The organism is Flammeovirga aprica JL-4, from assembly GCF_012844305.1.
Taxonomy (GTDB): domain Bacteria; phylum Bacteroidota; class Bacteroidia; order Cytophagales; family Flammeovirgaceae; genus Flammeovirga; species Flammeovirga aprica.
This window is the reverse complement of record NZ_JABANE010000129.1, coordinates 1-21,469: the sequence shown is the minus strand read 5'-3', so window position 1 is coordinate 21,469 and position 21,469 is coordinate 1. Positions and strand designations below refer to the sequence as shown.

The 21,469-nt window shown below is 35.2% G+C and carries 11 protein-coding genes and 3 tRNA genes; 13 read left to right on the top strand and 1 reads right to left on the bottom strand.

Translation table 11 applies throughout. The features are described from left to right. Nucleotides 1–240 precede the first annotated feature (240 nt). Nucleotides 241–2,130, top strand: a complete 1,890-nt coding sequence (locus tag HHU12_RS29055; RefSeq protein ID WP_169660244.1) for a DUF3857 domain-containing protein — start codon at nucleotides 241–243, stop codon at nucleotides 2,128–2,130. Between the two features lie 105 nt (nucleotides 2,131–2,235). After that, nucleotides 2,236–4,215 carry a DUF3857 domain-containing protein gene (locus HHU12_RS29050; protein WP_169660243.1) on the top strand — a complete coding sequence of 660 codons (1,980 nt, stop codon included), beginning with the start codon at nucleotides 2,236–2,238 and terminating at the stop codon, nucleotides 4,213–4,215. An 81-nt stretch (nucleotides 4,216–4,296) separates the two neighbouring features. Here the strand turns inward: HHU12_RS29050 and HHU12_RS29045 are convergent, their stop codons facing one another. After that, nucleotides 4,297–6,822 (bottom strand): glycoside hydrolase family 2 protein, encoded by a 2,526-nt coding sequence (locus HHU12_RS29045; RefSeq protein WP_169660242.1) that lies wholly within the window; start codon nucleotides 6,820–6,822, stop codon nucleotides 4,297–4,299. Nucleotides 6,823–7,400: 578 nt separating this feature from the next. On the opposite strand from HHU12_RS29045, the gene HHU12_RS29040 reads away from it, so the two are divergent. The 11 genes from HHU12_RS29040 to HHU12_RS28990 all read left to right on the top strand — a co-directional run bounded on the left by HHU12_RS29040 (nucleotide 7,401) and on the right by HHU12_RS28990 (nucleotide 21,350). After that, nucleotides 7,401–8,459, top strand: a complete 1,059-nt coding sequence (locus HHU12_RS29040; RefSeq protein WP_205960022.1) for an SAM-dependent methyltransferase — start codon at nucleotides 7,401–7,403, stop codon at nucleotides 8,457–8,459. Between the two features lie 321 nt (nucleotides 8,460–8,780). Continuing rightward, entirely contained in the window at nucleotides 8,781–9,854 is a 1,074-nt protein-coding gene (locus HHU12_RS29035) for a DUF4856 domain-containing protein (RefSeq protein WP_169660240.1), read from the top strand. A 76-nt stretch (nucleotides 9,855–9,930) separates the two neighbouring features. After that, entirely contained in the window at nucleotides 9,931–11,010 is a 1,080-nt protein-coding gene (locus HHU12_RS29030) for an imelysin family protein (protein ID WP_169660239.1), read from the top strand. Between the two features lie 3 nt (nucleotides 11,011–11,013). Next, nucleotides 11,014–12,360, top strand: coding sequence for an HTTM domain-containing protein (locus HHU12_RS29025; RefSeq protein WP_169660238.1), 1,347 nt, complete (start codon nucleotides 11,014–11,016; stop codon nucleotides 12,358–12,360). 6 nt (nucleotides 12,361–12,366) lie between these two features. Further along, a complete protein-coding gene (locus HHU12_RS29020; protein ID WP_169660237.1) occupies nucleotides 12,367–14,757 on the top strand; it encodes a TonB-dependent receptor domain-containing protein in 2,391 nt (796 codons plus the stop codon). 222 nt (nucleotides 14,758–14,979) lie between these two features. After that, complete coding sequence (locus HHU12_RS29015) at nucleotides 14,980–15,561, top strand: TetR/AcrR family transcriptional regulator (protein WP_169660236.1); 582 nt, start codon at nucleotides 14,980–14,982, stop codon at nucleotides 15,559–15,561. A gap of 390 nt (nucleotides 15,562–15,951) precedes the next feature. Continuing rightward, complete coding sequence (locus HHU12_RS29010; RefSeq protein WP_169660235.1) at nucleotides 15,952–18,975, top strand: golvesin C-terminal-like domain-containing protein; 3,024 nt, start codon at nucleotides 15,952–15,954, stop codon at nucleotides 18,973–18,975. Nucleotides 18,976–19,288: 313 nt separating this feature from the next. Beyond that, entirely contained in the window at nucleotides 19,289–20,626 is a 1,338-nt protein-coding gene (locus HHU12_RS29005; RefSeq protein WP_169660234.1) for a dihydroorotase, read from the top strand. Between the two features lie 171 nt (nucleotides 20,627–20,797). After that, nucleotides 20,798–20,871, top strand: a tRNA-His gene (locus HHU12_RS29000). A gap of 164 nt (nucleotides 20,872–21,035) precedes the next feature. Continuing rightward, nucleotides 21,036–21,109, top strand: a tRNA-His gene (locus HHU12_RS28995). Nucleotides 21,110–21,276: 167 nt separating this feature from the next. Next, nucleotides 21,277–21,350 (top strand) — tRNA-His (locus HHU12_RS28990). Nucleotides 21,351–21,469 lie beyond the last annotated feature (119 nt).

Here is a 21,469-nt window from a genome sequence, read left to right as displayed (position 1 = left end):
AGTGTATTCAGAAGAGGACTTAATAAAGTGAGAGAGATGATTAAAAGTGTTGATTTCAAAGACTTTACAAATATGATTTCTCATTTTAGGATGAACTATCTAAAAATCATCGGGTAGAGTAATTACATTATTATTTTTGATAAAAATACTTTCTCTTCAGAAGCAGAAGGTGATTAAGCAAACTATGTTTTTAGTGTGTTACCAATAAAGCAACTTTTTTAAACTATTGAACTCTTTGTGATGAAACAATTTTTAATGATCGGTCTGATAAGCTTTATCTATTCAAGTTTGATGGCCAATAATGTGGAAGACGCAGATGTCGTTTACCTGAAAAGTTATACTCATGTTACCATTGATGTGATCAACAACGTATTAAGTATTCGAGAAGATCACTATACAGAAAAGTTATTCCGAAGAAATTTAGAGCAAAATGCGAAGGAGAATATCTATTTTTCAGAATTTGATAAAGTCAGTAATTTAGAAGCATCAGTAATGGTGCCTTACAAGAAATCGTTAAAGGAAATCAAAATCAAGGAGTTTAAAACCGGTGATGAGATGGAAAGCGGTATCTTTTACAGTGGCTATAAGAATACCAGTTTTGTTTACCCTCAGCTGACAGAAAATGCCATTGGTAAATTAAAATATACCAAAACAGTAAAAGACCCTCATTTTATCAAGCCTTTTTACTTTCAGGATATCGATCCTGTAATGGATGCAAAATACTCTGTTACTTTTCCAAACCATCTGAAGCTAAAGCATCTTCTTTTCGGTGAACATGAAGGTAAATTGCAGATGAAAGAGGAGGTAGGGAAGAAAACGACAACAATCACATGGCAAGCGGTCAATGTGGAAAGTTATAAGTTTACTGAAAATGCTCCTTCAAGAACTTATACCACACCTCATATAGCGCTGTTGATTGAATCTTATCAAAGCTCATTTGGTAAAATCAATGTATCTTCTGATGTTGAAGATTTGTACAATTGGTATTCTTCACTAATCCAGAAAGTAAAACCCTGTGACAAGGAAAATGTAAAGGCGGTTATCAATGAGATTATCACACCTGAGATGTCAAAAGAAGAAGCACAAAAAGTGGTGTATAAATGGGTGCAGGACAATATTAAATATATCGCTTTTGAAGATGGAATGTCAGGTTTTGTACCAAGAAGTGCTTGCGATGTACTTCAAAAGAGATATGGAGACTGTAAAGATATGGCCAATCTGCTTTATACCTTTTACACTGAAATGGGAATTAAAGCACATATAGCTTGGATAGGTACTAGAAGTAAACCTTATACTTATGCAGAACTTCCTAGTACTGTAGCAGACAATCATATGATCTGTGCTATTTCTGAAAATGATACTACCATTTTTCTTGATGCGACCAACCCTTTTTCATCCTTTGGAATGCCCACTAGCATGATTCAAGGAAAAGAGGCGTTGTTAGCTGTAAACGCAAATGAGTATAAGGTGGAAAAAGTTCCAGAAATTGATGCTTTGGATAATTTACGAAGCGATAGTGTAGTTTGTGAATTGGAAGGCAGAAGTTTGAAAGGGAAGTTTTCATCTTCTTTCAAAGGGTATTCAAAGGAAGCTTTTCAGGTTCAGAATTTTAAAGCTGAAATCAGTCATAATAAAAAAGCACTTAGAGATTTTATAGCCATCGGAGAAAACAGTGTGGAAATTTCTAATGATTCTACTCAGGGCTTTTCTAACTTAAATGAGAGTGGACAGCTTTATTTAGATTTTAAAATGCCTGAATATGCCAAGAAAGTAAGCAACAGGTATTATGTAAACCTAAATTTGCACAAGCAGAAAGTAAACGAAAAGCTGGATGAAAAAAGAACTATTCCTTTTGAAAAAAAATATAAAGAAACTGTAATTTCAAAGGTCACATTAAAAATTCCTGATGGGTTTACGGTGTCTTATTTGCCGGAGTCTCAAACGTTGCAACATCAGTATGGAGGAATTGAAACAAGTTATGAGCTACAGGAAGATAAGGTGATATATATTAAAAAGTTCACTTCAAACTTTCTCTTGATGCCTTCAGAAGGATTTGCAGAGTGGAATAACTTTATGCAGAAGGTTTCTGAAATCAATCACGAAAATATAATTTTAAAAGCGACTTTATAATTGATTTGAAGTACTAAGTCAAAAATGAATTAGAATTAACTATGATTCATGTTTGAATTTGTACTTACTACTACTGGTTACAAATTTTTAGCAAACAAAAATACAATGAAGAAAATACTATTTAGTGGACTATTGTTGTTGATGGCATTACGTCTTTTTGCCCAATCAACTTATTCTGATACTCAGGTGAACTTAAGTTCTGAAACTGACCTGCAGTCCTATCAATTATCAGAAGACCAACAGGCTTATGAGGCTGTGATATTGAAAGATAAAAGAATCATTGAGCACTATTTTGAAGGTCAACAACTGACTTCCTTAAAAACCATTCATAAATTGATTCAGATTAATTCTGATGCTGGTATAGAAAAATACAACAAAATTTATGTGCCGATGAGTGTAGGGAGGAGTTTACGTCACCTAAAGGTAAGAGCAATCAGCCCTGATGGGAAAATCACCAATATTCAACGTGAGAATATCAAGGAGTTGAACAACGTAGAGGGTTTTCAGAACGTGAAAATATTTGCTATTGAAGGTCTGGAAGTAGGAGGGAAAGCAGAGTATTTATACACTGTGAAATCACCTTTTGAGCCTTTTGGCAGGGAAACAGTACAAGCAGGAGTACCTATTCTAAAAAGCACAATTGAATTGGTGCATCCGAAACAGTGGAAATTTAAGTACAAGTCATATAATGGATTAGCAGACGCACAGTTTAGATTGATCGCTCAAAACCAGAAAGTAATCGGGCTGACTCAAAAAGATATTCCAGCTTTTGAAGAAGAAGAGTACTCTTTGGAAGATGCCACTTATATGCGTTTCGAGCATAAAATGGCGAGTAATGGAGGGTATGAGCAGAATATTTTTTCTTGGTTGAACTTAATGAAAAGAATGACAGAAAACTGTTCATCACCAAAAACAGCCAAAGTAGCTAAAAAATATGTGAAGGATATTCTCTCTCAAAATCTATCAGATGAGGAGAAAATTATTGTATTGGAAGAAAAGATTAAATCTACAATCCGTTTGGAAAAAGGAGGAACTCAGGCACTTTCTGATCCTAAGTCAATTGTAGAAAATGGTGTAGGTAATGTAAGAGGTCTTTCTATTCTTTATATGTATTGTTTTGAGGCTTTGGGTCTGAAAGCCCATTTAGTTTATGGATGCAACCGCTATGATGGTGAAATGGATCCAACCTTTGCAACGGTTACATCTATTGGTGATATGTTCTTCTATTTCCCTAAATACCAAAAATACTTGTTGCCAGAGCATTATCATATGAGATATGGTGTGGTGCACACAGGTTTGATGAACACAAACGCAATTTTTGTGTCATATTTCATAGAGAGTGGCAAGGTGAATTACAGAACTTTCGATTTTAAGAAATTAGAGGCTTTGAGTGCTGATTTAAATCAGATAGGGGTTCGTGCATCTATTGATTTTGAAGAGAATTTAGCATTGCCGAAAGTTATTTTAGAAGATTATGCACAAGGGTATAGAGCTTTTTCTTATCGAGCAGTGCTAAAAAATGCTGACGTAGATTTCAGAGAGAAATTTATGAAAGATGTGATGCTTTCTGCCTTTGAAAACTTTGAAGTTTTATCTACTGATGTGGAAGGGGAGGATATGTCATTATCTACTGATCCAGCTAATTTTTTAAAGTTAAAAATGAAATATACTACTCCAGAATTGGTAGAAAGAGCAGGAAATGAATATCTGATAGCAGTAGGTAAAGTGATTGGGAGACAGTCGGAACTTTATCAAGAAAAAGAAAGACAACATGAAATTGTGATGAGTACTATTCAGAAATACCGTCACGAAATCACAATTAATATTCCCGAAGGTTATCAGTTGGAAGGTTTAGAGGAAATCAAAAATAAGAATGTAATCACAGTTAATGGAAGAGAGGTCGCTTACTTTATTTCGGATTATCAGTTGGAAGGTTCTTCATTGTTGATTACGGTTGATGAAGTTTACAAGGATATTTCCTTCCCTAAAGAAAATTATGATGAGTTTAGAGGAGTGATTAATTCAGCTGCTAATTTTAATAAGCTTACACTGATTATGTCCAAAAAGGAAGAAAAGGTGAATTAATAATTGATATCTAAATAATGAAATGGTCTGTAACGTTTCCGTATTAATGAAAACATTACAGACCATTTTAATTTTTAAAGCTTAGTTTTCAGGGAAACCAAAAGCCTTAGGAGTTTGAGCATCACTCTCATATTTTCCTCCATTTTCACCAGAGAAATCATCAAAGAAGTGATAATACGAACCATATAGCCCATATTTATTTTCAAGTTCCATACGCTTTTTCATCCAGACTTTAAATTCTTTTGAAGCCGCTTCTTGATCACCAATTAAGAAGAAGTAATCATTTTTAGAAATCACCTTTCCTTTATCGTCTTTCAATTCAACTTCAACATAGAATTTCTCTTTTACTTTTTGAAGCACATCAGCAGAAATATCTACATACTTCTTCGCACTATTACCAGCAACATTTCCAAAAGAGAAAGATTCTTCCTTAAGAATAGCTCCTTTGTCATCCTTGATTTTTAAAGTTGCTGAAGTCTTCTTAAAGTCTTTGTATAAGTCGTTCACTACCCATAGTTCACCTTTAAATTTCTCCTTGTTACCCCATCTTCTTTTATGGAAATTCAAGCTGATTAAAGTCGGTTGATAAGCCTTTTTCACAAAATCAAAAGAGCGTTTCGGTTTCTGATAGTTATCAACGATGCCCCATTTCATATCAGGCCAATAGGTGATAAAGTGGCAAAGAGCAATACCGCTTAATTCCGGTTTCTGACGTCTGAAATATTCGATTCCGTTTTGGAAAATAATACCCTGAGCATCTTGAGTCGCATTGACAAACTCATCTAATGAACCTTTCATTTCACTGCCAAAAACATCCCAGTTTTGCATTCTTAAACGCGTAAGGTCTGCCCAGTGATGTCCCCAGCTTAATCCAGGTGTCCATAATTCATCTTCAGGAATAAACTTCTTCAAGCTTTCCACAGAAGGAACTGAAGTAATGGCAAATTCTGGTACGATCGGGAATTTTAAAGTTTGATACCAATCCTCGTGCAACCATTTTCCCATATCATAAAAATAACGCAAAGCATGAACAGCCTCCTTGCTCTTATAGCCTGCCGCTTTTGAAACATGACAAGTCAAAGGAGAGTCAGGTACATAAGGTAGATTGGCATAGGCCTGAAGTGAATCACCTAGTTCTTCTAAGAAAGCTCTACCAAACTGTGGATCACGCGTACGCAGCAACATTTCTTCTCCGCCTTCCATCATAATCAGTGAAGGGTGGTTACGTCTTTCTTTTATTACCTTAACTGCCTCATCAAAAATCTCTGCCAATTGCTCACGTTCAGAAGGAATATTACCCGTTCCTAGAGGAATCATATCTTGCCAAACTGTAATACCCATTTCATCACAGTATTGATAAAACTCAGGAATTTCAGGTGGATGCCATCCAAAAATTCTGATATTATTCATATTAGCTTCTTTCGCCAATCGGATCAACTCTTTGTATTCATCCAACGAGGTTCTTCCAACGAAAATATCTGGAGGCCCACCCCAACAAGCAGAACGGATGAAATGAAACTTACCATTAATATATGTCGACCTTGGGAAACTGACATCCACACCTTTCTTAAAGCCAGGGTTCCATTTTGAAGTTACTTCTCTAATACCAAAAGTGACTTCATTGAAATCATGGTTATTATTATTCTCTTTCAATGTGATTTTAGCCTCATACAAATTAGGCTTTCCTAAATCCCATGGCCACCATAGTTGTGGTTTTTTGAGGTGGATTGTCTTTGAGATTTTATGTGTTCCTGGCTTCACATCAGCTTCAAAAGAAACTTTGACCTCTTTACTCTCAAAGTTTTTTCCCTTTAATGAAGTGACAAAAGCCATTTTCTTTGTTTCCTGAGAAGTGTTTTCCACACTCATTTCAAGAGTTACATCAGCAGTACCGTCTTTATTGATTTTATTATTAGCGTAGACATCTCTGAATCTCACTTTGCCTGTTCTCACCATTTTGATTGACCTAGAGATACCAAAAGGAATCAGGTCTCTCCAATAATCACCAAACCAAGGTGTTTTCTTACCGGCTACATTGGCATTGACTTTTGGAGGAGGAGCCAGTTTGATCACCAACATGTTTCTTGCCTTGAGGAAATCATACTTATGAATTCTAAGGTATTCATTTACATTAAAACGGAAAGAAGAAAATGCACCTTCATGTTTGCCTAAATAATGGCCATTGAGCCACACTTCACAGCTGTAATCTACGCCTTCAAAAAGTATATCTACCACCTGATCACTGATTTCCTCCGTTACATTAAACTGATGCGCATACCACCATTCATAATGCTGTACCCATTGTGCCTTCACACTGTTTCTTCCGAAATAAGGATCTTCAATCACTCCAGCTTTCCAAAGATCTGTATAGACATCACCCGGAACTTTCGCATTATTCCAAACCAATGTTTCAATATCTTCTGGCGGAATTTTATGCAGTCCCTGTTTTACTCCCTCACCCGGAAGCATCATTTTCATTTTCCATCTATATCCGTCTAAGGAGCGGACAGCTTGTTCATTTTGTTCATGAGGTGTTGTGGTATTGGGCTGAGACCATCCATAACTAAAGGAGAGCAGTCCCAATAACACCATAAATAATTTTTTCATTTCAATATAAAGGTTGTTGTTTTGATTGTTGAAAAGGTCTTTACTCGTATTTTCATAAAGACCTGATTTAGTGTTCGACTATGTTTCAAAACTCTTTATTTCTCTTTGGAAAGGCTATTTTTACTTATAGACAGCTTATGGATAGGCATTTTAATCCTATAGACACATAATAGACATTAAAATAATGGAAGATTGATTTGTGGATGTGAATAGGATAGATAGCGAAGTTTTTATTTTTAAATGATACTTTATTGGAGACTTCTTTTAAAGCTCTTCAAATGATTGAAAATGTAGGATTTGGGAATGAATTAGAAAGCTGTTTTTGTCCGAGAAACTAAAATAATATATATTTAAAGGATAGCTTCTTAAGTAGCTGATCATAATTAAATATAGTTTATAAATGTAGAATGAATTAAAGCTATAGATAATTTTGAACAGGTACTTATAAAGAAAGGAAGATATAAAACTGGGCTGTTCACAAATAAGCTTAAACAAACTTTAGATTAAGAAAAACATTGCTCTTAAAGATTAACGGCCATGAAGGTTGTACTACTAGAGCTTCTAAACAGGTTAAACATATGAACTCTTCAATGGAAATGACTACACAAACCATGGATGTGGAAAGTATAGAGCAATACTATGATGAATGCAATCGGGATTATGAGATTGTGTGGCAATTAAAAAACTCATTGGCTTTACATTATGGTTATTGGGATGAAAATACTTTAACACACAGACAGGCACTTTGGAACACCAACTTTCAGGTGGCAAAGCATGGAAGGATCACAAAGAGTGATAAAGTACTAGATGCAGGATGTGGAGTAGGTGGTACATCATTTTTTCTGGCAAAACATATTGGCTGTGAGGTGCATGGTATAACATTGTCGCCTCATCAATTAAAGCAAGCTCAAAATCTTCAAGAGGAATTGGATCCAGCAGGGCTCACTACTTTTTCTTGTATGAACTATTGTGAAACGGATTTTCCAGATGCTACTTTTGATGCAGTCATAGCCATAGAAAGTGCAATGTATTCTGAACCTAAAAATGCTTTTTTAGAAGAAGCTTACAGAATTTTAAAGCCAGGAGGAAGGATAGTACTAGCGGATTATTATATCATAAAAGAAGAGCAATCAGATAAGGAAAAGAAAGTATTGAAAAATTGGGCGGAGTCATGGGTCATCAAAGATTTTACCAATGAAAAAGCATACCACAATGATTTGGCTTCCATAGGTTATGAAAACCTAAATGCTAAGGATGTATCGGATCAGGTATGGCCTTCCATCAAATTGATGAATCGTTCTTATTACCCTGGAATTTTAATCAGTAAAGTCTCAAATTTCTTCAGATTTAGAACTTCTTTGCAGGTAGAGAATAGTAAATCAGGCAAGTACCAATATCAAGCTTTTGAACTAGGATTGTGGCGTTATAAATATTTATGTGCGTATAAACCAACAGGGAAGGGTGAAGTAAAAAGCAAAAAAGAATTTGTAGGACCATCACCTTATATAGACCAAACACCTGTTGAAGAGCGATTCCCTATTCTGAAAAATGGAAAACTGCATGTTAGAAATATTTTAAAAAGAACGATGCATTATTATTTAGAAAAAGGAATAAGAAATAGTAAAAGAAAATTCTAATTATTCAAAGCGGATTTCTTAGTCTATTTTGAAAAGAGTATAAAAGAGGAGTGATGCCAAAAGGCTAGATTTTACATCTTTTATACTCTTTCTTTTTATCAAAAATCCAATGATTTCGTGAAGTGATTTTTATAGAGTAAATGCTCTTTTAGAGTGGAGTGTGCATTGTTTCAAAAAAATAAAACTGGTAATGAATTAGTTAGCTAATTGCACTAACTCTTATTTAAACTAATTTTAAATAATATTTGGATTAAATCTAAATAAAAGATAATTTTGCTCACATTAATTTCAACTATAGATAATTTTTTCACATCCATATTTATGAAAATCTATTCATCATTCGCTAACAAACTTGCTGCATCAGCTCTTTTAGCTACAACATTATTTTCTTGTTCAGAAACAAAAGAAATCATTAATGATTTAGATCCGGGTTACGATGTTCCAACAACATATGCTTTCGATAATGTAGACTATTCAGGTCAAACAGCAAGAATTCAAATGTTGGACTCTTTAGAAAGATATATAAAGTCAGGAAATGACGGTACAACTAAATTGGAAGAGTCAGTAATGCTTTCAATTTATTCTAATGAGTCAGGTACTTTATTTAACTCTTCTAAAGATTTAGAAAGTAAAACATACGATGAAGCAACTTTGACTGTGAATGTGAAGTCTGAAGTATATGATTACTTCAAAAGTGCTGAAACTGCTTCAGGGAATGCCGATAACATTTATGAAGGACGTTTATTTGACGCTGAAGGTCATGAGCCCGCTCAAATGGTAGCAAAAGGTTTAATGGGTGCTGTTTTATATTACCAAGCAGTTTCTTACTATTTATCAGATGAGAAATTAGATACTGATAATGAGGAAGTGACAGAGGGTAAAGGTACTGCAATGGAGCACTACTGGGATGAAGCATTCGGTTACTTTGGTGCTGCTGCTGATTATCCAGTAAATACTGAAGCAACAAACTGGTACTGGGCAAAATATGCTAAATCTCGTGCAGGTGTTTATGATGTTTCAGGTGAAATCTTCACAGCTTTCTTAAAAGGTCGTGCTGCAATCACTGCAAAAGACTACGATACAAGAGATGCTCAACGTGATATTATCGTAGCGAAGTGGGAAGAACTAGTGGCAATCAATGTTATTCATTATTTAAATGCAATTCTTACAGATACTACAGATGGCGATAGAATGCATCACTGGTCTGAAGCACTAGCATTTGCATGGTGTTTACAATATAATGCATCAAAAGCAATCACTAATGATAATTTAGATAAAGTAATTGCCGCGCACGGTAACAATGTAGATGAGTTGACAACTGAAAATATTATTGAGATTAAAAGTATTCTTCAATCAACTTATGGCTTCACTTCTGAGGTAGTTAACAGTTTATAATATATCTTTGCACCCTCAAACCATTATTGAAATTGGTTTGAGGGCAATTTCATTCATTTCACTTCTGAAGTTTATTATGAAACTTTTTAATTTTTTTATCACACTTATCCCTGCTCTTCTTTTCTTCTCATGTACTGAAGAAAGTCAAAACGTAGAGCTCGACTTCTCACAAACTGACATGTTAGGCAATTATGCCAACAACATTATCAAACCTTCTATTAGCGATTATCACACTTCAGTTACTGCACTTGATGAAAAAGTAAAAGCATTTGTCAGTAACCCAACAGAAGAAACTTATGATGCCGCGGGTTCAGCATTAATAAATGCTTATCAGAACTGGGCAAAAGTCAATGCATTCCAATACGGTCCAGCATTGGAAAACGCTTTTTTAACTTCCTCAAATACTTTTCCTACAAATTACACAGCATTGGAAGCTGATATTACGGATGAGAAATTAAATCTTGGATCAGTTACAGCGAACAACAAAAAAGGACTTCCTGCTATTGATTATCTTTTATTCAAGGATGAAAAAGCAACTGTAATTGAAGCATTCAAAGCGAATGCATTCAGAGGTGAATATTTAAATGCAGTAGCAGCGGATTTATTAGCGAAAGCTACTTATGTAAATGATACTTGGTCAGGTGATTATGTTGCTACATTTGCTGCAAATGAAGGAAATGATCCAAGTAGTTCTCTTTCTTATATTGTAAACGAATACAATAAGGCATATGAAAGATGTAAGAACCAAAGAGTTGGTTATGCTTTAGGTAAGAATTCTTTATCAGGAAAACCAAGCCCTATGTCAGTGGAAGCTTACTACAGCGTAAATTCTTTAGACCTTTTAAAAAGAAACATTATTTCATTAGAAAACTACTTTAAAGGTGGAGATGGAGTAGGCTTGGATGATTATCTGACTGCTTATTATAATACAGGTTCGATCCAAGAAGATTTGTCAGGAAAGATCTTAAATCAATTTGCTGTAATTAAATCGAAAATTGATAACTGCCAAAGTCCTTTTGCTAATCACATTGAAGCACAAGACGAAACAGTGGAGGAATTATATACAGAAATGTCAAGGTTAGTCGTAATGATCAAGTCAGAAATGTCTTCTGCTTTATCAGTGAAAATTACTTACCAAGACTCGGATGGAGATTAGGATATGGGATACTATAATAAACTAGTCAATAATCAGACTTCTATTGCACCCTTGGTCGTTTTCCGAATGATATTCGGTATAATGATGGCCTTGAGTGCAGTTCGTTTTTGGGTGAACGGTTGGATTGATACACAATTCGTTCAACCCAAATTCTTTTTTCATTACTTTGGTTTCTCATGGGTAGAGCCTTTAGGTGAATCGGGGATGTACTTTATATTCATTGTGATGATATTGAGTGCAATAGGTATAGCATTAGGTGCATTTTATAGAATTTCTGCCACGCTGTATTTCCTTACCTTTACTTATGTAGAATTAATTGACCTTACCAACTATCTGAATCATTATTACTTTGTCAGTCTTATGGCATTTATAATGATTTTCCTCCCTGCACATAGACGTTTTTCTGTTGATGTATACAGAAATCCTGAGACTTATAGAAAATATGTATCAGCGTGGACGGTAAATATTGTAAGAGCACAATTGGGAATTGTTTATTTTTATGCAGGAGTTGCGAAAATCAATGCAGATTGGTTATTGAAAGCACAGCCATTACGCCTTTGGTTAGCTTCAAGAGCTGATCTTTTTTTGATTGGGCCCTTATTGAAATACAAATGGGTAGCTTTTGCTTTTAGCTGGATTGGTTGTATTTACGATCTATTCATTCCATTCTTGCTTTCTATAAAGAAATTCAGAGGTTTTGCTTATTTCTTAGTGGTTGTATTTCATATCATGACTGCGACATTATTCCCTATCGGGATGTTCCCTTATATCATGGTGTTGAGTACATTGATCTTCTTTTCAGATCAATTTCACGAGAATATTATTCTATTTTTAAGCAGGTTTTTCAGTTCAGAAAACTTATCCATGCAAGTCAGAAGAGGAAGAATTAATTCTATACCTCAGCAAATCATCAAATTCTGCTTTGCTACTTTTATCATTATTCAGTCAGCTTTTCCTTTTAGATATGCATTATACGGAGGGAAATTGTTCTGGACAGAGCAGGGTTTCCGTTTTTCATGGAGAGTAATGCTGATGGAAAAATCAGGGACAGCAACATTTTATGTTTTAAACCCTGCGACAAACCATAGAATAGAGGTGAACAACCGTGATTACTTGACGCCTCTTCAGGAAAAAATGATGGCCACTCAGCCGGATATGATTCTTCAGTATGCACACTATTTGAAAAGCGTTTTTGAAGAAAAAGGGGTTCAAAACCCAGAGGTCTATACAGATGCTTATGTTTCTCTTAATGGGAGAGCGAGCAAACCTTTTATAGACCCGACAATAGATTTAACGAAGTTGGAGGATACTTTTGCTCCTAAAACATGGATACTTCCCTTCAAGGGATAATTTTATATGACAAGGTTTTTATTCATTACTCTACTTTTCTTTTCATCACTAACTTCATTTGCACAATCAGTTAGCGGTAAATTAATTCAGTTTGATTCTCAAGAGACAGTTGAGGGAGCAGACGTTTATATAAAGAACACTAATATTAAAGTGAAATCTGATAAAAATGGACGCTACACAATCTCGAACCTCAAAAAAGGAGAAACCTATTCTATTGGTGTGTTTAAGTATGGCTTGACGCCCATGGAGAAGGACATCAAAATAGAAGGGAAGAAACAGGAACTCAATTTCACAATGAGAGTGATTGAGAAAGTACTGGATGAAGTAGATGTAACGGATAATAACGAAACTGCTGAAATTACAAGACTTGAGGCTGTGGAAGGAACTTCGATTTATGAAGGAAAGAAAAGTGAGGTGATTCAGATCGAAAACCTAACGGCCAATTTAGCTACAAATAATTCAAGACAAGTTTACAATAGAGTACCAGGTTTGAACATCTGGGAAAGTGATGGAGCCGGCATTCAATTAGGAATTGGTGGTAGAGGTTTAAGCCCAGACCGTACTTCAAATTTCAATACGAGACAAAATGGATATGATATTGCGGCTGATGCATTAGGATATCCTGAAAGTTATTATACGCCACCGTTAGAAGCTGTTGATGAAGTTCAGATTGTAAGAGGCGCCGCTTCATTGCAATACGGTACACAATTCGGCGGATTATTGAATTTCAAAATGAAAAAAGGTCCTGCCAATAAACCTTTTGAATTTGTAACACGTCAAACTGTAGGTTCTTTTGGCCTTTTCAATTCATTTAATAGCATAGGCGGAGAAAAAGGGAAAGTGAATTACTATGCGCTTTATCAATATAAAGGCGGAGATGGCTGGAGACCTAACTCGGCTTTTGATGTCAATACCGTTTATACTGCCGTTGATGTTGAAGTAAGCGAACGTTTTAAAGTAGGTTTTGAGTTTACACATATGGATTACCTAGCACAACAGCCGGGTGGTTTGACAGATGAAGAGTTTTATAGAGATCCAAGAGCTTCTTATACCGATAAAAACTGGTTTAAAGTAAACTGGAATATTGCTGCGGTTGATTTACAATACAGAATCAGCTCAAATGCAAAAATTGAAATGAAAAACTTTGGCCTTTTTGCAAGCAGAGATGCATTAGGCATCAACCTCAATAAAGAAAATCCTTACACTGAACCACGATTACTTGTGGCTGATCAGTTTAGAAATGTAGGTTCTGAAATTCGTTACCTCCAACACTATTCATTAAATAATAGACCTTCTGTTTTCGTATTGGGTTCAAGAGTTTATTATGGTAACGATGATAAGAAACAAGGAGATGCTTCTGATGGAAAAGATGCAGATTTTAATTTCTCACATCCTGATTCATTACTCTCAGATCATCAATTCAAGATTCAGAACTATGCTTTTTTTGTGGAAAATATATTCCAATTGACAGATAAGTTCAGTATTACGCCAGGTGTGAGATTTGAGTTGATTGGTACGTCAGGTGAGGGGTATTATCAGAAGACGTATTTTGAAGTAGGAGATGACGGTTTGATTGAAGAGATCACACAAGCTGAACCTGATACGATTAATAATAACAGATCCATCTTGATTGCGGGAGTAGGATTGAGTTATAAGCTGAATGAAAATTTAGAGATTTACGGTAATATTTCTCAAAACTATAGAGCAATCACTTATTCTGATTTGAGGTCTTTGAACACCAATGTGAGGATTGACCCCGATATGAAAGATGAAAAAGGATATTCTGCAGATATTGGAATGAGAGGTAAAACAGATTACTTGAATTTTGATGTAAGTGCTTTTTACCTTCGCTATAACGATAAAATTGGTTTAGCTAATCCAGCTAACCCTATCCGTACCAACATTGCAGATGCTTACACTGTGGGTGTTGAAGCTTACGGGGAACTCAATGTGATGCATTTTATCAATCGTTATTCTCAATACCATTTCAATTTATTTGGTAATGTATCGTTTATTCAAGGAAAGTACATTTCTGATGACAGAGTTTATGACGGAAATGATGTAGAATTAATTCCTCCCTATAACCTGAAAGCAGGTGTAAATACAGGATATAAGAATTTCAATTTGTCCTTCCAGTATACAAAAGTGGATAAACAATATACTGATGCCGCCAATACTGAGAAACCATTGCCTGATGCAGTATACGGACCTGTTCCAGCGTATTATGTAATGGACCTGTCAATGAAGTATAATTACAAATGGTTTGGGGTAGAAACGGGTGTAAATAACCTTACTGATAATATGTATTTTACCCGAAGAGCTACAGGTTATCCAGGGCCAGGAATCATTCCTGCAGATGGCAGGAACTATTATTTTACTTTCCAATTTAAAATCTAGAATAAGAAACATCTTTTCGACTTTTCGTTATATTCCATAGATTATTTTGCCTATTTTCTTGGAAGGTAGTAAGTTTATGATAAATTTGTGATACGTAAAGTGAAAATTTATTCATTTATCTTATCTTTTCAAGCTCAATTAAGAGCATCATATTTTATAATATGATAATCACATAACGGAGCATTTTGGCAATTTCTATTTTACCTCAATTAATTTTAAACAATGGCGAAAAGTATCGACGAAACTAAATTACAGCGAATTAAAGAAGCGACAATCGAAATGGTTGTAAGCAAAGGTTATGGTGGGGCATCAGTTTCGTCTATTGCTAAAAAAGCCCGGGTAGCAGACGGGTATCTTTACAGACATTACCCAAGTAAAGCGGCTTTAGTACAAGCACTTTATTCATCAAATATTGAATACTTTAGAAATATCATTTTCAAACATATGGAAGAAAAGGAGTCGCTAGAACAAGTGATTCTACATTTCTGTATCGAGATATTTACTTTAGCAAACGATAATCCATCAAGAGCAAAATTCATCAATATGCTGATGAACGATTACACTTTCTTGATGTCAAAAGAAATGACATTGAAAATCCCTGAATCTTCTAAAGCAATGGTGCAAAGAGGATATGATACGGGTGAGGTGAATGAGGAAATAAATGTGGAAATGTTTAATGCGGTTTTTCCTGCTATTCCTATTCAGTACGCTTCATCAAGAGCTACAGGTGTGTTCAGTCATGATAGATTAGTGGAAGAAGATGCAAGAATTGTGACTAATTTATGTATGAAAGCATTAAAGTAAGACATAAATAAAAAGATATAATAACGAGGGTCACCTTTTATCAGGTGACCTTTTTTGTATTTTAGGGGTATTAATTGACTATTGGATTGTAATATTCAAAGAATTTAGGAGAGAAGCCTGTTTGATGTTATTATTTTCTAATTTCTATTCTTGTTTTTAACACAAAAGTTATAAATTTGATGAGGTTTTTTTGAAGAAAACCTAAACAAAAATAAAACACAGAGAAGTAGGCAGTGTGTTAGGAGGAGGTGTTTTATTTCTTAAAATTGAATTATTGTATGGGAGTAGTAGCCCATACTTTTATATTACTGAAGGTTAGAGGGACTAGTTTTACTTTGTTCCTCTTTTTTCATTTTCACCAATTTTTTAATGGTAAATTTCTAGACAACGATGAATAAATTCTTACTGACCATTTTTTTAACGTTTCACTTTTTAAATATATCAAATGGTCAATCAATCCAGCAGATACAAAAATCATTTAATCAATATTTAGAGAAAGCAAAACAGGGGACGTATCATTTTCAACCTGATTCTTCTGCAGTTTTAGATACATTGTCCTTTTCAAAGAAAAATGGCAAGATTTATTTCTTTTTAAGTAAGCATTGGGGATATTCCCCCGTAAGAATTGACGATTTATCTTCTATAGAAAAAAACGTGAGAGCACAACTTGGTGAATCTTACAATAGATATGACTTGATTTTCTTTGTGGGACAATCGAATAATACGGGCTTCAAAAAACTGGCAAAGAAAAATAAATGGCCCATTGTTCCTAAAAACTATTTGAAGGATTTAGTGCCTAATTATTATAGAGACACTCACCCTCTTGATGCAGAACGTCAGTTAGTGCAATATGATTCTATACGGTCTATTCATGTAAAAAGAGTAGATAGAAAGGAAGAGGACATTATTCAAAATGGCTTATACGGAAATCATTTAGCGATATGGAACAGTCATGGTTTATTTTATGAACAAAATCTAAAAAGATGGGAATGGCAAAGAGCAAGATTATTTCAAACTGTTGAAGACTTATTGCCGACTGCTTTTGTTCTGCCGTATTTAGCGCCGATGCTGGAAAATGCTGGTGCAAATATTTACATTCCAAGGGAAAGAGGAATACAAACTAAATGTTTTGTAGTCGATAATGATGGCGAACGTGAAGGGTATAAGGAAGGGAAAAAGGTAGTGGCTGGTAACACTGGTTATAAGCATAAATTATTCTACAATGATCATGAGAATCCTTTTGAGTTAGGGACATCAAGAAAAGTAAAAACAACAAACAAAAAACAAGATATTGCTTTTACATGGAATACTCATAAAACCATGAAGGGAGAGTATGCAGTGTATATTTCTTATGCATTTAATGAGTTGGCCGTTGAAGATGCTCATTATTTTGTGAAGCATAAAAAGCAGAAAACTTCTTTTATTGTCAATCAAAAAATGGCCCCAAAAACTTGGGTTTACATAGGAACATTCAGTTTTGATGGTTCAGAAGGTGAGGGTGTTTATTTGTCTTCTTACTCAAAATCCAAAGAGCATTATATCACAGCTGATGCGGTGCGTTTTGGTGGTGGTTCTGGAAATATTGTCAGAGAAGGGACGACAAGCGGAAGGGCGAGGTATACAGAGGGTGCACGATATAATTTACAGTATGCTGGGGCTCCTGAATGGGTTTATTCTCTCAATGAAGGAAAGAATGATTACAAAGATGATTATCAGTCTAGAGGAGAATGGGTGAATTGGTTAGTGGGAGCACCGCTCGCATTAAACCCGAAAGAAGAGAATAAAGGCTTGAATATACCAATTGATCTGGCATTGGCGCTTCATACTGATGCAGGTGTTTCTAAGTCAGATACAACTATCGGTACATTGGCCATCTACAGTACAACCGATATGGAGAAAAATGTACATTTTAAAGACGGACAGGCAAGAATGACGAGTAGAGACTTGGCAGATATTGTACAAACCCAAATCGTAGATGACGCTAGAGTATTGCATGACTCTATCTGGAACAGACGCTCACTTTGGGATAAAAGATATAGTGAAGCAGTGTATCCTGATGTGCCGAGTGTTTTGATTGAGTTGCTTTCACATCAAAATTTCAAAGATATGTGGTTTGCTTTAGATCCGGTTTTCAGGTTTGATGTGAGCCGTTCGATTTATAAAGGTATTTTGAAATATATAGCTTTCCAGGAAAATAGAGAATATGTTGTTCAGCCTTTGCCACCTACACATTTTTCTGTGGTTCTTCAAAAAAATAAAGCACATTTGAATTGGAAACCACAGTTAGATAAATTAGAAGAAACAGCACGTCCAACATTCTATAAACTATATACAAACAAAGATAACGAAGGTTGGGATAACGGTAAGGTGATCACCGACTCCAGTATTATTTTACCAATTCAGAAAGAACACTTTTATAGTTTTAAAGTAACAGCTGTCAATAGTGGAGGAGAAAGTTTTCCAACGGATGAATTAAGTATGGCAGATTTTGGAAATGATCCTGTTTTAATTGTGAATGCTTTTGACCGTCTTTCATCTCCTTCATTTATTCAAACAGAAAGTTATCAAGGCTTCAGTCATTTAGATCATGGGGTGGCAGATCAAAGAGACCTATCTTATATCGGTGCTCAATATGATTTTAACCCTCAATCCCCTTGGGTAGATGATGACGCACCGGGTTTTGGAGCAAGTTTCGCCGATAAAGAAACAGCTATTATAAAGGGGAATACTTTTAATTACCCTGCTGTTCATGGAAAAGCGATGTATTATTTGAAGCAGTCTTTTGTGTCATGTAATCAAACAGCTTTAAAGGAAGGGGCGATTAAGCTTGAAGATTATTTTGCTGTCGATGTAGTATTGGGTGAGCAAAAAAATATAAACCTTCATCAATGGGGTAAGAAAACGAAATTCACAATATTATCAGAGGAATTGCGAGCAGGAATTGAAGCCTATTTAAAACAAGGAGGAAACCTTTTCATCAGTGGTGCTTATTTAGGGTCAAGTTTGTTTTATGAAGAAAATGGTATTCCTAAAGGAAGAAAACATCCTGATGTGCTTTATGGAAAGAATGTCCTGCATCTGATTGGTAGAACAGATCATGCTGATGTAATAGGGAAGGTGAAGAGCATTGATAAAGCTTTCCCGAATTTGAACGGTTTGACCTATTCGAAATCAGATGACAATGAAATGTATAAAGTGGAATCACCCGATGCATTAGAGCCTTGGGGGAAAGCGGCAAAGCAGATAGGAAGGTATACTAGCAATCAAAAAGGGGCAGGAGTAAGCTTCAATAATGGAAATGAGAAGGTAGTAGCATTTGGTTTTCCATTTGAGACTATTCTCTCAGAGCAAAAAAGAATTGAAGTCATGGAAGATATTTTAAGATTTTTCAAAGAAAATGAGGGTGAAAGGTAGAAGAGGTGGAGTGTTAAAATATTGATTGCAAGGTTTTTGGATCTTAATTATTGACAAAAAGGTTAAGATACTGAAAAAATCGTCTTCCTTTTTCTATTACCTACGTAAGAAGTAATAGAACAAAGACAAACATAAAGTCTTAAGAGCGTAATGGTTCTTTTCACTTTATAAACTAAGCAGTTGAATTTTTCGGCTGCCTAAGACTGACAAACTGCAAAAAGGCCTCACAAGATGAGGCTTTTTTTTATGTATTATTTTTAGATGAAAAGCAAGCATAGTATCTTCACCCTAATTTTTAATTCATACATATATCATGGAGAAGATGCTTATCAAAAACGCACAAATCGTCAATGAGGGAACCATTTTTACATCTGATATCAGGGTTGTAGATGGTAAGATCGAAAAGATCGGAACTTCATTAGAGGCGCAAACAGACGAAAAGGTAATAAACGCTGAAGGGAAATATCTTCTCCCTGGCTTGATTGATGATCAAGTACATTTTAGAGAGCCTGGTTTAACACAGAAAGCCAATATCGAAACAGAATCAAGAGCGGCAGTTTCTGGAGGTGTCACTTCATTTATGGAGATGCCTAACACGAAACCTCCAACGGTGACAATTGAAAAATTGGAAGAGAAATATGAAATTGCTTCAAGAACATCTCTTGCCAATTACTCTTTCTATATCGGTGCTTCTAACGATAACTTGGAAGAAGTATTGAAAGCTGACCCAAAAAATGTTTGCGGTATCAAAGTATTTATGGGGTCTTCTACAGGAAATATGCTTGTAGATAATGAGGAGACTTTAGCCAACTTATTCAAAAATGCTCAAATGATCATTGCTTCTCACTGTGAGGACGATCCTATGATTGCTGAGAATATGGCTAAATATGTGGAGAAATTCGGTGACGATATCCCAATGGAATGTCACCCTGAAATCAGAAGTGCTGAAGCTTGCTATTCTTCTTCTTCAAAAGCAGTAGCATTGGCTAGAAAGCATGGAGCAAGATTGCATATCCTTCATATTTCTACAGCCAAAGAACTGGAGCTTTTTGATAATGATATTCCATTAAAAGATAAGAAAATCACTTCAGAAGCGTGTGTGCATCATATGTGGTTCTCTGATGAGGATTATAAAGAGAAAGGTGCATTTATCAAGTGGAACCCAGCTGTGAAAACAAAAGAAGACGGTGCGGGAATTCTTGCAGGTGTATTGAACGATAAAATTGATGTGATTGCAACAGATCACGCTCCTCATACGCTTGAAGAGAAATCAAATAAATATACATCAGCTCCATCAGGTGGTCCATTGGTACAGCATTCATTGCAAGTTTTATTAGATTTCTATAAAGACGGAAAAATTTCTTTAGAGAAAATTGTAGAGAAAGCTTGTCATAATCCTGCTATTTTATTTGAAGTAGAGAAAAGAGGTTACATCAGAGAAGGCTACTGGGCTGATTTGGTACTAGTAGATTTAAATGCTCCTCAAACGGTAGATAAATCAAACATCAACTATAAGTGTGGATGGTCTCCATTTGAAGGTCATACTTTTGCTTCAACAGTAACACATACTATTGTTTCAGGTCATTTGGCCTATGAAAATGGAACTTTCCATGAAGATGTAAAAGGTCAACGTTTGACTTTTGATAGATAGATTATGAATAAAAAGAGTGATTATAGAGCTGTGAAAAGTCAAATAATCACTCTTTTTTTTATTTTTTATCCCTGATTTACAGGTGGTTTATAGGTGTTGAATTTTGTTTACATAAAACAATGCTGTTTTTCTAAACTTTTTATCTACCTTTGCACAGCAAAAAAACAAATGGCGATCGTAGCTCAGTTGGTTAGAGCACCGGTTTGTGGTTCCGGGGGCCGTGGGTTCGAATCCCATCGTTCGCCCAAGAAGCTTTCAAGAAATTGAAAGCTTTTTTTGTGTTTTTCAAAATATAATAATGCAAATGTGTGGTTTACAGCTTTTTGATTATATTTTAATTTTATTTTCAAAATAATGTTTGGAATCGTCAAATAAATAGTTGTATCTTTGCACAGCAAAAAAACAAATGGCGATCGTAGCTCAGTTGGTTAGAGCACCGGTTTGTGGTTCCGGGGGCCGTGGGTTCGAATCCCATCGTTCGCCCAAAGAAGCTTTCAAGAAATTGAAGGCTTTTTTTATGTGTTTTTCAAAATATAATAATGCAAATGTGTGGTTTATAGCTTTTTGATTATATTTTAATTTTATTTTCAAAATAATGTTTGGAATCGTCAATTAAATAGTTGTATCTTTGCACAGCAAAAAAACAAATGGCGATCGTAGCTCAGTTGGTTAGAGCACCGGTTTGTGGTTCCGGGGGCCGTGGGTTCGAATCCCATCGTTCGCCCAAAGAAGCTTTCAAGAAATTGAAGGCTTTTTTTATACATAATAAAAAGGGAGTCTTGGTAAATAGACTCTAGCACTCACTAAAATCAGGATATTTATTCTTTTTGGTGAGTGTTTTTG